This window comes from Pseudomonas sp. LM13 (genome assembly GCF_041381355.1).
GTDB classification, from domain to species: domain Bacteria; phylum Pseudomonadota; class Gammaproteobacteria; order Pseudomonadales; family Pseudomonadaceae; genus Stutzerimonas; species Stutzerimonas frequens.
Map to the genome: position 1 here is coordinate 1 of NZ_JACBXH010000046.1, position 14,801 is coordinate 14,801.

The following is a 14,801-nucleotide window of genomic DNA, read 5'->3' on the forward strand; positions in this document are numbered from 1 at the left end:
AATAAAAAGGGGAGCCGCTAGGCTCCCCTTCAGGTCGTGTTGCTTTGTTCTTCTTCTGCTGACGGGCTTGTTGTTTTTGTTGGCAGCCCGGTCGGACATTGTCCGAGTAGCAGTCCCATTCGGGACACAAAGAACAAACGGATTATTTTGGTCGCTGATGTTGCCACTACCCTCACGGGCTCAACCGGTTCTGGAGCTGCCTCAGGGCAGTTTTGTTGTTATCGGTCCGGTCGACAGGAAACCTGTCGGGCAATTCCTCTCCAAAAGAATCAGTTTGCTACGTCTCCCACCTGCTTGTTTTTATTGTGTCGGAGTCGCTACGTGTTGTTCTTGTTATGGGGTGTGCTTTCTTGTTTTTGTTGTGCCCATAGGAAAGCATTCCCCGTGCCAGTTTCACGATATGCTTATTTTTCAATAGGTTAGCTGAAATCAGCCAATCGTAGCAGGATGCCGAAACGCCCTTTCGTTACCGCCCGCCTCAGCGAACCGTTACACCGTACGGAAGGAGTAACACCTTTGGATGGGTTTCCAGTAACAGCTGCGGCAGCTTCGAACGCGCAATGCAGGACACCCCGACAGTAGTCACCGTCAGGGTGTCGGTCGCTCGATTGGCATAGGTAGGTTCTTCGGCTGGTTAGCGCCTGGGTCGTATCAGGCGTCTGCTGTCAGAACAGCAGTTTCCTTGGATCTGGCCAGATAATCGCAGAGTGCGATGGCCAGCAGTGGAGCGACACCAATGTTGAAGGCCGCGTGCCAGGTTTCCACCAGTCCCACGAAAAGCATCCCCACAACAACGATCGCGGCGAGACAGTGAGCAAGGAAACGGCACAATTCAAGTGCAACTACTTGTTGTTCGGCATTGTTATTCATACGTTTGACTCCCCGTTTTTGTTGTAATAAGCCTCGGTTTTGATAGTAGTCCGCTGACCCAGCCGTGCAACTTCAACCGACGTGCGGCACGTCTACAACGCCTGTTCCAGCGCCCAGTCGAGACCTTGGTCGTATCCAGTTCATTACTTCTTACTGTGCACCGACATCAACGTTATATATGTGGGAATCGTTTTCTTGACTAACTGTCCAATAAACGCCGATCTCGCATTGATCATCAGACGAAACGCGGACTGGAGAAAAAGAACTTGTCCTTTTGGTCGCCTACACGATGCAGCTGCTTGGCGCTTAGCCATCGGTAGTGATTCGCCGCTGGCCATCCGGTCAATCCCACCCTGCTTCCGGCTCGCATCTGAGCGTCCGCCGCGCCTTGCCTGGCGTTCGTGAAAACCGCGGCGCCGGCGCCGCCTGCACCATCCCATCGAGCTCCTGATAGACCCCGCGCTGGCGCAGATGGGGATGCTGCGGCGCATCGACCAGTTCCAGCACGGGCGCGAAACAGGCGTCGCTGCCCTCCAGCAAGGCACACCACTCGGCTTGGGTGCGGGTCGCGAACAGCCGCTCCAGCAACTCGCCCTGCGCAGGCCACTCGGCCGGAGCAGCACAGCCCGCCCACAGCGCCTCCGGTGCGTCCATGCGCTCCAGCAGCTCGCGCCAGAACTGCGGTTCCAGCGGGCCGATGGCGATTTCGCGACCGTCCGCGCAGCGGTAGCACCGGTAGTTCGGCGCCGCTCCACCCAGCGGATTGCGCTCACGCTGCAGGTCGATCCGCCCACTCGGCAGCAAGCCGGCGAAGAACGTCATCAGCGACGACACGCCGTCGACGATGGCCGCATCGATCACCTGCCCCTGCCCTGAGCGCTCGCGCTCCCACAATGCGGCGAGAATGCCGACGGCGAGGTAGAGCGAGCCGCCACCGAAATCACCGACCAGATTCAGCGGAGGGATGGCCGGCCCGCTGTCGCCACGGATCGCCGCCAACGCGCCGGTCAGCGCGATGTAGTTGATATCGTGCCCAGCGGCCTTCGCCAGCGGGCCGCTCTGCCCCCAGCCGGTCATGCGCCCGTAGATCAGCCGCGGATTGCGCTCCAGCAGCTCGTCCGGCCCCAGCCCCAGCCGCTCCATCACCCCGGGGCGGAAGCCTTCGATCAGCACGTCGGCGTCCGCGGCCAGCGCCAGGCAGCGCTCTCGCCCAGCCACACTGCGGATGTCGAGGGTCAGCGTCTTGCGTCCACGATCGACCACCGGGTTCGGCCAGCCATTGCCACCTTCGCGCTCGATACGCAGCACCTCGGCGCCCATGTCGGCCAACAGCATGGCGCAATGCGGACCGGGGCCGATGCCGGCGAATTCCAGCACGCGCAGCCCGCACAGCGGTCCGCTACGGGTATCGTCATGTTCGTTCATGGGTCGATCTCCTCAATACACACGCGCGCGGACGCGCCCCGTGCGAAGCGCAGAGCGCGTCCGTTGACAGGCGTTACTGGTTGACGACGCTGGGCTGGTTCTCGACCAGATGATTGCGATAACGCTCGCGCAGGACCTTCTTGTCGATCTTGCCGGTGGCGGTGAGCGGCACCGCGTCGAAGATCACCGCGTCAGGCATCCACCACTTGACGATGTTCGGCTCCAGGTGGGCGAGGATTTGCTCCACCGTGATCTCGGCATCGCTGTGCGGCTCGACCACCAATAGCGGGCGCTCCTCCCATTTCGGGTGGAACACCCCTACCACTGCCGCCACCTTCACGCCCGGGCAGGCCGCGGCCACGTTCTCGATATCGATGGAGCTGACCCATTCGCCACCGGACTTGATCACATCCTTGCTGCGATCGGTGATGCGCATGAAGCCATCGGCATCCAGCGTGGCGATGTCGCCGGTGTCGAACCATCCTTCGGCATCCAGCGCGCTTTTCTCGCTGCGGTAGTAACGTTCCACCGTCCACGGCCCGCGCACCTTGAGGCTGCCGGAGCTGACACCATCACCGGGCAGCTCGTTGCCCTGCTCGTCCACTACTTTCAGCTCAATGCCGAACTGCAACCGCCCCTGGCGCGACCAGATGGTGTCGTTGGTGGCCTGCTGGCCGCGTTCGGCCAGCTTGGGCGTCGGCGTCGCCACGACGCCCAGGGGGCTGGTCTCGGTCATGCCCCACAGCTGGCAGACCGCCACGCCATACTTGGTCTGGAACGTCTCGGCCATGGCCCGCGGTACGGCGGAACCGCCAATCACCAGCCGTGCCAGGCTGCCCGAATCCTCGCCGCTGCGCTCCAGATGCGCGAGGTACATCGTCCAGATGGTCGGCACGCCGCCGGACAGGGTAACGCCCTCGCTCTTGATCAGCTCCTGCAGGCTGGCGCCGTCCATCTTGTCGCACGGCAGGACGAACTTGCAGCCATTGATCGCCGCAGCGAACGGCAGGCCCCAGGCGGTGCCGTGATAGAGCGACGAACAGGGCATGATGCAGTCGAAGGCGGACAGTCCGAACGCACCGGAAAGCCCCGCCGCCATGGCGTGCAGCACTACCGAGCGGTGGCTGTAGAGCACGCCCTTGGGGTCGCCGGTGGTGCCGGAGGTGTAGCAGAGCACCGCACCAGCGTTCTCGTCGAACTGCGGCCAGGCGAGCGGCTGTTCGACGGCGATCAGCTGCTCGTAGCCCATCACCCCTTCGAGGCCGGACGAAGGCTGCGCGGCCAGTTCGATGAAATGCCGGATATTGCTCAGCTGCGGCCGCAGACGGGCGACGTAGGCGGCGAAGCTGCTGTCGAACAGCAGCACCTGGCTGCCGGCATGGTTGATGGTGTACACGATCTGCTCATCCGACAGCCGCGGATTGGCGGTGTGCAGCACCGCGCCGATGCCGGGTACGGCGAAGAACAGTTCGTAATGACGATGGGTGTTCCAGGCCAGCGACGACACGCAGTCGCCGGGGCCGATGCCCAGCGAACGCAGCATACTGGCCGCCTGCGCGGCGCGGTTCGCAAGGCCGGCGTAGTCGTAGCGCCAGAGGGGTTCATCGACCAGCCGCGAGACGATTTCGCGGTCGCCGTGGGCACGGGCGGCGTGGGTGAGGATGCCGCTGATCAGCAGGGGGCGTTCTGCATCAAACCTGGTTGCATGTTTCCTACCTCTATCTTGTTTTTATTGTCGACGTGCCGGTCGAAGGAAACGGCGTTCTACCGGCATGGTTCTTCGTTTGGCCGCCTCAGGCACGCGGGCGGCGCAGCGGTGCTCAGTCAGATCCTCCGAGGTTGCGGGAGATGACCAGGCGCTGGATGTCGCTGGTGCCTTCGTAGATCTGGCAAACCCGTACGTCGCGGTAGATGCGCTCCACCGGGAAGTCGGACAGGTAGCCGTAGCCACCCAGGGTCTGGATCGCTGCCGAGCAGACCCTTTCCGCCATCTCCGAGGCGAACAGCTTGGCCATCGAGGCCTCCACCAATGCCGGCCGTCCGGCCTCGCGCAGCGCCGCAGCGTGATGGACCATCTGCCGTGCCACAGCGATCTGCGTGGCCATGTCGGCCAGGCGGAAGGCCACCGCCTGGTGCTCGACGATCGGCTTGCCGAAGGTTTCGCGCTCCCTGGCGTAGTCGCGCGCCGCTTCGAAGGCGGCGCGGGCCATGCCCACCGCCTGGGCGGCGATGCCGATGCGGCCGCCCTCCAGGTTGGCCAGGGCGATGCGGTAGCCCTCGCCCTCCTCGCCCAGCCGGTTGGCCGCCGGCACGCGCAGATCCTCGAAGGCAATCTGGCAGGTGTCCGAGGCATGCTGGCCGAGCTTGTCCTCGACCCGCACCACCTGATAACCCGGGCTGTCGGTCGGCACAATAAAGGCACTGATACCGCGCTTGCCGGCGTCCGGATCGGTGACGGCGAAAACGATCACCGTGCCGGCATGCTTGCCGGACGTGATGAACTGCTTGGCACCATTGAGCACGTAGTGATCGCCGTCGCGCCGGGCGCGGGTGCGCAGGCTGCTGGCATCGGAGCCGGCCTGAGGCTCGGTGAGGGCAAAGGCACCGATCTGCTCGCCGCGCGCCAGCGGGCCAAGGAAATCGCGCTTCTGCTGGTCGTTGCCGAAACGCAGGATGGGCACGCAACCCACCGAGTTGTGCACGCTCATGATGGTCGAGCAGGCGCCGTCACCGGCGGCGATCTCCTCCAGCGCCATGGCATAGGCCAGGTAGCCCGTGTCGCTGCCACCCCACTGCTCCGGCACCAGCATGCCGAAGAAGCCGAGCGCAGACATCTCGCCGATCGCCTCGGCCGGGTAACGGTGCTCGCGGCTCCACTGTTCGGCGAAGGGCTTCAAGCGCTCCCGGGCGAACTGCCGGGCCATCTCGGCGATCGCGCATTGATCCTCATTGGGCAACATGGGCGCCTCCTCAGACCAGTTCGACGGCCATGGCGGTGGCTTCGCCGCCGCCGATGCAGATCGCCGCCACGCCGCGGCGCAGGCCACGGGCGCGCAAAGCCGAAAGCAGCGTCACCAGGATTCGCGCGCCCGAAGCACCGATGGGATGCCCGAGCGCACAGGCGCCACCGTTGACGTTGACCTTGGCGTGGTCCAGGCCCAGCTCGCGCATGGCGGCCATGGCAACCACGGCGAAGGCCTCGTTGATCTCGAACAGATCGACCTCCTCGACCGCCCAACCAGTGCGCTCCATCAGCTTGCGGATCGCCCCGATCGGCGCGGTGGTGAACAGATTCGGCGCATCGGCGTAGGCCGCGTGACCGTGGATCACCGCCTGCGGCTGCAGGCCCCAGCGCTCGGCCTCGGAGCGGCGCATCAGTAGCAGCGCAGCGGCGCCGTCGGAGATCGAACTGGAATTGGCCGCGGTCACCGTGCCGCCCTCGCGGAAGGCCGGTTTGAGGCTGGGAATCTTCTCCGGCATCGCCTTGGGCGGCTGCTCGTCGTCACGAATCTGCCGCTGCTGTTTACCCTGGGTGACCTCCAGCGTGACGATCTCCTCGGCGAAACGCCCCTCGGCTATGGCCGACTGGGCGCGGCGCAGCGATTCCAGCGCGTAGCCGTCCTGCTGCTCGCGGCTGAAGCCGAAGGTGTCGGCGCATTCCTCGGCGAAAGTGCCCATCAGCCGGCCTTTGTCGAACGAATCTTCCAGGCCATCGAGGAACATGTGGTCGAGTACCCGGCCGTGGCCCATGCGGTAGCCCCCGCGGGCGCGGTCGAGCAGGTACGGTGCGTTGCTCATGCTTTCCATGCCGCCAGCGACAACGATATCGGCGCTGCCGGCGAGCAGCTGATCGTGGGCCATGATCACCGTCTGCATGCCCGAACCGCACATCTTGTTCACCGTGGTGCAGGTGGTGGCGCGGGTCAGTCCGGCGCTCAATGCCGCCTGCCGTGCCGGTGCCTGCCCCTGGCCGGCAGGTAGCACACAGCCCATCAGCACGTCCTGCACGTTCTCGGCCGGCAGCCCGCTGCGTTCCACCGTGGCGCGGATGGCGGCAGCGCCGAGTTGCCAGGCGGTCATGCCCTGCAGGTCGCCCTGAAAGCCGCCCATGGGCGTGCGTGCGCTGCTGACGATTACAATCGGATCATCTTTCATCTCTACTTCCTTCATTTGGCGGCCATGCGCAAGGCACCGTCGAGGCGGATCACCTCGCCGTTGAGCATGCTGTTCTCGAAGATGTGCCGCACCAGCGCGGCGTATTCGGCCGGATGCCCCAGACGTGGCGGGAATGGCACGCCGGCAGCCAGCGAGTCGCGGATTTCCTGGGTCATGCCGGCCATCATCGGCGTCTCGAATACGCCGGGGGCGATGGTCATTACCCGGATGCCGAAGCGCGCCAGCTCGCGGGCGGCCGGCAATGTCAGGCTGACCACACCGCCCTTGGACGCGGCATAGGCGGTCTGGCCGATCTGCCCATCGAAGGCGGCGATCGAGGCCGTATTGATGATCGCGCCACGCTCGCCGCCTTCGTCCGGCGCGTTCTCGGCCATCGCCTCGGCGGCCAGCCGCAGCATGTTGAAGCTGCCGATCAGGTTGATGCCGACGATGCGGCTGAAGCTGTCCAGACTGTGCGGCCCGTTGCGGCCGAGGACCTTTTCGCCGCCGGCGACGCCGGCGCAGTTGACCAGCCCGTGCAGCGCACCGAAGTGCTCGCGCGCAGCGCTGACAGCATGGCGGGCGGCCGTCTCGTCGCGGATGTCGGCGACCACACTGAACGCGTTCGCGCCCAGCGCGTGGGCAGTGGCCTGTGCGGCCGTTTCGTCGAGATCGACCAGAACCACCTTGCCGCCCGCCTCGACCAGCGCCTGCGCCGCTGCGGCGCCGAGGCCGGACGCGCCGCCGGTGATAAGGAATACATTGTCCTGAATCCGCATGGCGTTCTCCCGTGCTTGTTGTTATGGGGTTCGAAGCCGGGATCATCTTTGGACAGCGACGGGCGGGCGGCAATGGTCGATCTATTCAACCTGCCTGACCGTTTTGGCCAATGGCAAAAAGCGATTACAGGTCTGCCCCAGAGGACTGTGGGCAGAAGAGCTGGTGGGCTGAAGCCCACCCTACAAGTGCGGAGTTCAGCTGCGTATGGTGAGCTGAAGCATCGTGCAGGCGCGGCGCTCGGGGCTTGCAGGGTGGGCTTCAGCCCCCCAAACGCATGGTCAGCCGCGAGCCGGCGCGAGAATGAGGTTGCGGTAGTGGCCCGGATTGATACCCGTCCACTTGCGAAAGGCCTTGTAGAACGAGCTGACGTCGGCAAACCCCAGTCGCTCGGCGATCTCGCCATAGCTGACGTTGGCGTCGGCCAGCCACTCGGTGGCCATTTCCTGACGCAGGCCGTCCTTGATGGCCTGGTAAGGCTGCCCCGCTTCTGCCAGACGGCGACGCAGCGTCGAGGCCGACATGCACAGTGCCTGCGCCAGTGTCTCGCTGTCCGGCCAGCGCTCGGCGGGGAGGCTTCGCAGGTGCTGCTTGATGCGACTGGCCAGGCTGGAATGGTCCCGGTAGCGCACCAGAATGTTGGCCGGCGCCTCGGCAAGGAAACTGCGCAGTTCCGCCTCGCTGCGACGGATCGGCAGATCGAGCACCTCGGCAGCGAAGATGATGCGCGTCGAGGGACGCGCGAAGCGCAGGTTGTCGGAGAACATGACCCGGTAGTCGTCGGTGTACTCCGGCTCGGCGCAGCGCAGCTCCACCGCCAGCAAGGGAATGCGCCGCCCCACAAGCCAGCAGGCCAGCCCGTGCAGCAGCATCCAGTAGGTGAAGTAGCAGAACGCCCGGGCCGGCTCGGCGTTGCGCTCGCGCAACACCACTTCGGCAAGACTCTGGCTACGGATCAGCTTGCCGCGCAGGTTTTCCAGACCCAGGCTGAGAAATTCCAGCGCATGCACCAGAGCCTTCTCCAGCGTCGGCTGCTGCATGCAACTGCGGCTGAGAAAGACGAAGCTGCCCGAGCGCAGGCGTCGCGGGTCCATGCCGAAGAACTCGTCATCGAAGCGCCGTGCCAGACGCAGCCAGAGCTGCGAATAGTCGCGCACGTCCATGCGCCCATCGGGGTTTCGCAGGCAGCCGGGGTCGAGACCGATCTGTTCCAGCAGCTGCTCGGCGGTCAGCCCCGGTTGCAGGAAGCCCCGCAGAGCCTCGACCACCAGCCGCACGCTGATACTGTCGCGGCTGGCGGTGACCGCCTTGTCAGCCTTCAATTGCGCCTCGGTGATCATGCGGCTCGGCTTCCTCCATCGATGCCCGCCATGATCGGCCAGGCCGCCGCGTCTGTCAGCCCTCGCCTCACATCCAGCCGAGGGTGAGCGCCATTACCATCAGATAACGACCGGTCTTGGCCAGGCTGACGATCAGCAGGAAGCTCCACAGCGGCTCGCGCATCACCCCGGCCACCAGGGTCAGCGGATCGCCGATGATCGGCACCCAACTGAGCAGCAGGGTCCAGCGGCCGTAGCGGTGATAGCTGGCTTGCGCCCTCGCCAGCTGACGCTCATTGACCGGAAACCAGCGCTTGTGACGAAAGTGCTCGACATAACGGCCGAGCAGCCAGTTCGCCAGCGAGCCCAGCACGTTGCCCAGGCTCGCCAGCGCCACCAGCTCCCATGCGGCATAGCGTTCGCTCAGCAGCAGCCCGGCCAGCACGGCTTCGGACTGCATGGGCAGCAGGGTCGCAGCGCCGAAGGCTGCCAGGAACAGGCCGAGATAGCCGGAAAGCTCGAACATCCACCGCCCCGTAAAGCAGTCTCTGAGTGGTGCGGCAGTATGCTCGAAACGCGTCTGCGCTTACATCTCGTGAATGCGGCTGACCTGGCGCGCCAGGCGCATCGTCTCGTGCTCCTCGAGCTGCAGCAGGTCCTCGGCCAGGTTGCGCGCACCGTCGATCTCGGCCCGACGCGCGAGGGAGCGGTAGAGGTCGATGACCTGGTTGTGGATGGTGAAGATATCCAGCGATATCTCCTCCACGCTCATGGTGTCGTAGGCTTTGCAGGCCTGGTTGCGCAGCACCGGATTGCGCGTCAGGTAATCGTAGATCCAGGTGTGCAGCGCTTTCGGATCGGCATGTTTCTCGATCTTGTCGACCGTTTCGGCCAGCGCTCGCTCGTGATCGGCGATGTAGACCAGCAGCCACTTGGCACGGGTCTCTTCGTGCTTGTCGGAACAACGAGCCATGCAGCGGGCGAGCATGGCATGGGTATCGCGTGTCCAGTCGATCAGGTCTTCGAATCGCTCGATCTTCATCGCCAAGTCTCCCCTGTGTGGCGGCAAACAGCACGGCGCCGGTCGGCCTGCTGTCGCTCGAGTCTGTCCACGGCTCAGGCTCTTTGCCATGACCCTGGTTAAGAGATTAGCTCAGCCTGTCTCGGCGCGACCCGCAGCAGCGCCCAACCTTGCTACAGATCATTGCCGAGCGGACCCGCACGACCGACGATCTGGCCTTCATCAGCAGCCCCGCTCGCCACCAGCGGCGGGATTCATGGATGCATGCTCATGTTCCAGATCTTGCTGCGCAGCCTTCTGTTATTCCTGTTGGGCACAGCGGCTCCGACCTATGCCTTGGCCAACCCGCCGGTGCTGGAAGTGTTCGTACGCGACGGCTGTCCGCACTGCAGCGCGGCCAAGGATTTTCTCGTCGAACTGGCCGAACGTCACCCCCAGCTGGAGATTCGCCTCCGCGAGGTGGACCGTGACCCCTCGGCCCGCGCCGACTTGCTGCGACTATCTCGTGAAGCAGGTAGCTGGCCACCGGCAGTTCCAACCTTCGTGATCGGCGAGCGTCTGCTGGTCGGCTTCGATGATGCCGAGCACAGCGGCGCGCAGCTGATCGCGCTGCTCGAACAATCGGTGCCGCAACCCACCACATTGGAGAGCAGGCTGTTCGGCGACCTCAGCCTGGAACGTCTGGGCCTGCCGCTTTTCACCCTTGCGCATGGCGCTGATCGCCGGCACCTTCGTGCTGGTCAGCGGCGCGGTGTACTACCTGTTCATGGCCGCCTGGCTGAACCTGTTCCTGCTGGTCGGCCTGTCGTCCTGGTTGCTCGCTGGGTTGGCACTGTTGGCGGTGCTTATCGGCCTCATCAATCTGCGTGACGGCCTGCGGCCTGCCGGCGGCTTTGCGCTGTCGATACCGGCCGGCGCCAAACCCGGGCTCTATGCACGGATGCGTCGGATTCTGCAGAGCCAATCGCTATGGCCCGCTCTCGGCGGCGTCGCGGCGCTGGCTTTAGTGGTCAATTTCGTCGAGCTGCTGTGCACCGCCGGGCTGCCAGCGATCTACACCGCCATACTGGCACAGCAGCAACTGGGCGCGCTGGCCCATCATGCCTATCTCGGGCTCTACATCCTTGGCTATATCGCCGACGACGCGCTGATGGTAACCGTCGCGGTGCTCGCATTGAGCAGCCACAAGCTCACGCAACGATCCGGCGCGACGCTGAAGCTGGTCAGCGGCGCGGTAATGCTGGTGTTGGGAATCGTCATGCTGCTGCGGCCGGAATGGTTGCGCTAGCAGCCTGCGAGTGGGCGGCACATCTGCTTCATCCAGACACCGCCGCCCGGCGGCACGGCCTCAGCCGAACACCGTCACCGTCTGCCGGCTCAGGGCGATCAGCTCGCCGGATGGCGACCACAGCGCGGCGGCGCAATGGCCGTAACCGTCGCGGGCATGCTCGATCTCGGCGCGGTACATGCACCATTCATGGCTGTCGAGCACGGGCATCGGCTGGATGAACTCGATGGTCCAGGTCAGCGAGCTGCCCGGCGCGAAGCTCTTGAGGTGCGGCAGCACGGCGGGCGGCCAGGCATCCACCAGCGCCAGCAGGTGCGCCTCGGTCATCGGCTCGCGAGGAACATCGCCACGCTGGCGCACCCAGCCGCCCATCTGGCGGGAAGCGTTGCCGCTGAACGGCAAGCCACCGATGCCCCAGCGCATCGCCAGGTAGCGGGTGAACTCCGGCGTCACGCCCGGTACGTAGGGCAGCTCCTGGCAGGCTTCCACTGGCGGCATGGACGGACCGGGCTCGGCCGGCACATCGATCACCGAGCTACGCGGCGCGCCAAAGCTGCCCTGAACGATGGTGACCACCTGGCCGTCCTGCATCACCCGGCCGAGCATCTGGCTCACCGCCTTGCCCTCACGCAGCACTTCGGCCTCATAGCTTGCGGGCTTGTCCACTGCCAGCGGACCGACGAAGGTGATCGCCAGCGAGCGCAGCGGGCGCCCCTCCGGCACCTTGGCACGCATGCTCTCGAAGACCAGCGCTGCGACCAGGCCGCCGAAACCCGCACGCCCCTGCCCCCAACTGGCCGGCACGACCACGCTTTCGGGATTGTCACGCACCGCTTGCAGCAGCTCGCAAAGCTCCATATCCACCTCGTTATCGTTCGTTATGCGAGCGATGTTAAAGGGGCGCCGGAGAGGGTGCGAGCCTGCCTGGCAGAAGCGGCCGCATGAAATGCCGAATCATCCATGCCGGCAATGAACGAATGTCAGGAACGCCGCGACCGGGCAGCGAGACGCCAGGGCATGGCACGTCGGACAGTGGTCAGGGCACGCGACAGTTCGTCCCCCGCTCCGGGCTGCTGCGCATAGCGCTGTGCCTCGTACAGCCTGACGAAGGCGCGAATGGCTGGCGCCTGTTCGGGCATCTCGGCGGCAGCCCGCTCGGCGAAGCTGCGCGCGCCCTCGCCTTTGAAGCGGCGAATGCCCTGGCGCGCCAGCAGGCGTTCGAAGCGATCGAACTGGCGCTGCTGAACATCCTTTTCCCGCCGCCAGGGTTTGAACAGCACGAGCGCCAGTATTCCGGTCAGCAGCCCGAGCACGGCGACCAGGCCCAGACCGAGCGCCTGGCCGTCGAGCTTGCCGAACCAGCGCTGCAGCATCTGCGACTGCTGCTCATCCTGATAATTGAGGACCCAGCGCTGCCAGCCATAGTTGAGGCTGTCCCAGCGCAGCCGCAACGTGTTCATCCAGCCGACGTCGCGGAACCGCAGCAGCGACAGCGGCTCGTCGGCGAGAAAGCTCTGCTCGCGGGCCAGGGCCTGCTCCAGCCCCTGCTCGACGCGCTCGGGCGCCACCTGGAAAGTCGGGTCGACACTGACCCAACCGCGCTCGGCGACCCAGTATTCGACCCAGGCATGGGCATCGAACTGATGCACCGAAAGGTAGTTGCCTGCAGGATTGACCTCGCCGCCCTGGTAGCCGGCCACCACGCGCGCCGGGATGCCCGCCGCGCGCAGTACGAAGGTCATGGCGCCGGCATAGTGGGCACAGAAACCGCTGCGGGTCTGGAACAGGAAGTCATCGACGATATCGCTGCCCACCGGCGGTGGTTCCAGGGTGTAGTGATAGGGCTCGCGATTGAAATGCCGCAGCAGTGCATCCACCACTGCCTGCGGCTCCTGTGCGCTACGCCTGAGCTCGGCCGCCCAGGCGCGGCTGCGCGGGTTGCCCTGCTCCGGCAACTGCAGCGCCCGGACAAGGCTCTCCGGCGCATCGGTGGCCTCACGGCGGGCGTCCAGCCAGGATGTCACCTGGTACATCAGCGGCTTGGTCACCGGCTGGCGGCGCTGCAGGTGGAAATCGGTCATCAGTTGTGCCCCGCCCGACGCCACCTGCGCGACGTCCAGGGCGAACAGCCAGGGCTGGCCGCTGGGCTGCATGACCACGCTGTAGCTGAGCGGCTCGCCCAGCGCCTGCCACTCCGGTGCCTGCGGCACGTTGGATGCGTAGGACTGCGACCAGCGCCGGCCATCGAAACGCTCGAAGGTCACCGCGCGCCAGTAGAGCTGGTCGCGAGGGGGGATCTCGCCGTCGAAGCTGACACGAAAGGCCAGTTCCGCCGAGCGCCCCAACCGCGCGATATCGCCAGGCGCCATGTGGTCGGCCAGTCCGGTCGTACCCCTGTCACCGGCCTGCGGCAGCGACCACAGCGGTGGCAGGCGGGGAAAGAACAGAAACAGCACCAGCATCAGTGGCACGGCCTGCAACAGCAGCGCGCCGGCCAGCCGCACGGTCGGCCACGGCCGCGTCACCAGGCTGCTCTGCTGCAGGCCGATCATCGCGGCGAGCAATGCAGTGACCGGAAGGAGGCTGTAGAGCCCGGCGAGCAGGCTGTCCTCGAACAGGTAGCTGGTCACCACCGCGAAGAAGCCGAGAAAGATCAGCACCAGCGCATCGCGGCGGGTACTCATCTCCACCAGCTTGAGGATGAATGCGGCAATCAGCAGCACCACTCCGGCCTCGAGCCCAACCAGGCTGCCGCGGGAGAAGTACACGCCGAATCCCGCGCCGATCATCAGCAGCGCCTTGGTCCAGCTGCGCGGGTAACGCGCGCGCATGCGGAAGATCTGGATTCGCCAGCCGGCGCAGCCCAGCCACAGGCCGATGATCCACAGCGGCAGATGGGTGAGATGCGGCAGGATCACCAGCACCTGCGCCACCAGCAGCCAGATCAGGCTGTTGCGTGGAATACCCGGCTTCGCACTCATGCACCGCCCCCATCAGCCAGGCCGTGCAGCGCCAACGCACGCAGGCAGGCATCTCGATGCGCCTGGCCGCTGTCCGGGCCGAACAAGCCGGCCGGCAGCCGCAGCGCGAACGGCTGCTGCTTTTCGCTGAGGTCGATGACCCAGTGGCAGAGCACCGACAGTCGTTGCTCGGTATCGCCGGAAAGCGCGTCGAAATCCAGCAGCGGATCGTTACCGAGCAGGCTGGCGAAATCCTTGACCAGCAGGCCCTGGCCGCGCGAATAGGCCTTCCAGTGCAGGCGTCGACGCGGATCGCCCGGCTGCCAGGCGCGCAGGCCCTGATAGTCGTCGACGCCCGAGCCCCGCGTCAGCACGCCTTCATCCTCGCTCTCCGGCGCGCTGCCGCCCTGGGGCCGCTCGGCTGCCGACGGCTGCGGGTAGACCAGCGCGGCCAGCTCCAGGTCGATCCAGCTCCAGGCCACCAGCAGCCCCAGCGGGAAACGGCTCTCCACCCGCACCCGGCCCGGTCGCAACCAACCGCGGCGGCGGGTCGGCAGGCTCAGTTCGACTTCCACGGTGCCTCCGGCCGGAACGTCGACCAGGCGCAGCCCGCTCGCCGGCCAGCCCAGCGCAACGGCTTGATAGGCGCGTCCCTGGCTCTCCAGGCGGACGCGCAGCAAGGCCTGCTCACCGACGAACGCCGCGGTGGTGCCGCCGGCCTGCAGCACCAGCCCGGCCAGGTTGCGCCAGGTGTGCAGGATGGTGACCAGATAGAGGGAGCCGAGCAGGAATGTCAGCCCATAGGCCAGGCTGTTCTGGTAGTTGATCGCGGTAAGCAGCATCAGCAGCAGCGCCACCATGAACATCAGTCCCACCGCCGTCGGCATGATGAAGATTCGCCGCTGGTTCAGCCGCACGCTGGAAGCCGGCGGTATGCGCCGCAGCAGCCAGCGGTCGCGAAAGCGCGGCAGCAGCCTCACGCCGGA

Annotated in this window: 14 protein-coding genes; 2 read left to right on the top strand and 12 right to left on the bottom strand. The window is 65.6% G+C overall.

Annotated features, from left to right (window positions below; all coding sequences use genetic code 11):
- Positions 1–651: 651 nt before the first annotated feature.
- From HZR81_RS20530 to HZR81_RS20570, 9 genes are all read right to left on the bottom strand, one after another.
- Positions 652–870 carry a hypothetical protein gene (locus HZR81_RS20530; RefSeq protein WP_019407593.1) on the bottom strand — a complete coding sequence of 73 codons (219 nt, stop codon included), beginning with the start codon at positions 868–870 and terminating at the stop codon, positions 652–654.
- Between the two features lie 342 nt (positions 871–1,212).
- The gene (locus HZR81_RS20535; RefSeq protein ID WP_500129102.1) at positions 1,213–2,295 is read right to left on the bottom strand and encodes a CaiB/BaiF CoA transferase family protein; all 1,083 of its coding nucleotides are present in this window, start codon (positions 2,293–2,295) and stop codon (positions 1,213–1,215) included.
- Positions 2,296–2,368: 73 nt separating this feature from the next.
- Entirely contained in the window at positions 2,369–3,973 is a 1,605-nt protein-coding gene (locus tag HZR81_RS20540; RefSeq protein WP_500129114.1) for a long-chain fatty acid--CoA ligase, read from the bottom strand.
- A gap of 142 nt (positions 3,974–4,115) precedes the next feature.
- Positions 4,116–5,255: an acyl-CoA dehydrogenase gene (locus HZR81_RS20545; RefSeq protein ID WP_500129103.1), complete on the bottom strand. Its 1,140-nt coding sequence runs from the start codon at positions 5,253–5,255 to the stop codon at positions 4,116–4,118.
- 10 nt (positions 5,256–5,265) lie between these two features.
- Complete coding sequence (locus HZR81_RS20550) at positions 5,266–6,450, bottom strand: acetyl-CoA C-acyltransferase (protein WP_020306197.1); 1,185 nt, start codon at positions 6,448–6,450, stop codon at positions 5,266–5,268.
- An 11-nt stretch (positions 6,451–6,461) separates the two neighbouring features.
- The gene (locus HZR81_RS20555; protein ID WP_267932721.1) at positions 6,462–7,229 is read right to left on the bottom strand and encodes an SDR family NAD(P)-dependent oxidoreductase; all 768 of its coding nucleotides are present in this window, start codon (positions 7,227–7,229) and stop codon (positions 6,462–6,464) included.
- Positions 7,230–7,508: 279 nt separating this feature from the next.
- Positions 7,509–8,567, bottom strand: coding sequence for an AraC family transcriptional regulator (locus tag HZR81_RS20560; RefSeq protein WP_500129104.1), 1,059 nt, complete (start codon positions 8,565–8,567; stop codon positions 7,509–7,511).
- A gap of 67 nt (positions 8,568–8,634) precedes the next feature.
- Positions 8,635–9,072 carry a YqaA family protein gene (locus HZR81_RS20565; protein ID WP_500129105.1) on the bottom strand — a complete coding sequence of 146 codons (438 nt, stop codon included), beginning with the start codon at positions 9,070–9,072 and terminating at the stop codon, positions 8,635–8,637.
- Between the two features lie 60 nt (positions 9,073–9,132).
- Positions 9,133–9,588 carry an ATPase gene (locus HZR81_RS20570; RefSeq protein ID WP_500129106.1) on the bottom strand — a complete coding sequence of 152 codons (456 nt, stop codon included), beginning with the start codon at positions 9,586–9,588 and terminating at the stop codon, positions 9,133–9,135.
- Between the two features lie 243 nt (positions 9,589–9,831).
- On the opposite strand from HZR81_RS20570, the gene HZR81_RS20575 reads away from it, so the two are divergent.
- Positions 9,832–10,437, top strand: coding sequence for a glutaredoxin family protein (locus HZR81_RS20575; protein WP_500129107.1), 606 nt, complete (start codon positions 9,832–9,834; stop codon positions 10,435–10,437).
- Positions 10,403–10,855, top strand: coding sequence for a hypothetical protein (locus tag HZR81_RS20580; RefSeq protein ID WP_500129108.1), 453 nt, complete (start codon positions 10,403–10,405; stop codon positions 10,853–10,855). The genes HZR81_RS20575 and HZR81_RS20580 overlap by 35 nt, the downstream gene beginning before the upstream one ends.
- A 60-nt stretch (positions 10,856–10,915) precedes the next feature.
- On the opposite strand, the gene HZR81_RS20585 is transcribed toward HZR81_RS20580, so the two are convergent.
- From HZR81_RS20585 to HZR81_RS20595, 3 genes are all read right to left on the bottom strand, one after another.
- Positions 10,916–11,713, bottom strand: coding sequence for an acyl-CoA thioesterase (locus HZR81_RS20585; RefSeq protein ID WP_063543307.1), 798 nt, complete (start codon positions 11,711–11,713; stop codon positions 10,916–10,918).
- A gap of 122 nt (positions 11,714–11,835) precedes the next feature.
- Positions 11,836–13,836 carry a transglutaminase TgpA family protein gene (locus HZR81_RS20590; protein WP_500129109.1) on the bottom strand — a complete coding sequence of 667 codons (2,001 nt, stop codon included), beginning with the start codon at positions 13,834–13,836 and terminating at the stop codon, positions 11,836–11,838.
- The gene (locus HZR81_RS20595; protein ID WP_500129110.1) at positions 13,833–14,795 is read right to left on the bottom strand and encodes a DUF58 domain-containing protein; all 963 of its coding nucleotides are present in this window, start codon (positions 14,793–14,795) and stop codon (positions 13,833–13,835) included. Before HZR81_RS20595 ends, HZR81_RS20590 begins: the two co-directional genes overlap by 4 nt.
- Between the last annotated feature and the right edge of the window lie 6 nt (positions 14,796–14,801).

Coding starts and splice junctions, on each gene's coding strand:
- HZR81_RS20530 (WP_019407593.1), bottom strand. CDS start 870: ATGAATAACAATGCCGAACAACAAGTAGTTGCACTTGAATTGTGCCGT.
- HZR81_RS20535 (WP_500129102.1), bottom strand. CDS start 2,295: ATGAACGAACATGACGATACCCGTAGCGGACCGCTGTGCGGGCTGCGC.
- HZR81_RS20545 (WP_500129103.1), bottom strand. CDS start 5,255: ATGTTGCCCAATGAGGATCAATGCGCGATCGCCGAGATGGCCCGGCAG.
- HZR81_RS20550 (WP_020306197.1), bottom strand. CDS start 6,450: ATGAAAGATGATCCGATTGTAATCGTCAGCAGCGCACGCACGCCCATG.
- HZR81_RS20555 (WP_267932721.1), bottom strand. CDS start 7,229: ATGCGGATTCAGGACAATGTATTCCTTATCACCGGCGGCGCGTCCGGC.
- HZR81_RS20560 (WP_500129104.1), bottom strand. CDS start 8,567: ATGATCACCGAGGCGCAATTGAAGGCTGACAAGGCGGTCACCGCCAGC.
- HZR81_RS20565 (WP_500129105.1), bottom strand. CDS start 9,072: ATGTTCGAGCTTTCCGGCTATCTCGGCCTGTTCCTGGCAGCCTTCGGC.
- HZR81_RS20570 (WP_500129106.1), bottom strand. CDS start 9,588: ATGAAGATCGAGCGATTCGAAGACCTGATCGACTGGACACGCGATACC.
- HZR81_RS20575 (WP_500129107.1), top strand. CDS start 9,832: ATGCTCATGTTCCAGATCTTGCTGCGCAGCCTTCTGTTATTCCTGTTG.
- HZR81_RS20585 (WP_063543307.1), bottom strand. CDS start 11,713: ATGGAGCTTTGCGAGCTGCTGCAAGCGGTGCGTGACAATCCCGAAAGC.
- HZR81_RS20590 (WP_500129109.1), bottom strand. CDS start 13,836: ATGAGTGCGAAGCCGGGTATTCCACGCAACAGCCTGATCTGGCTGCTG.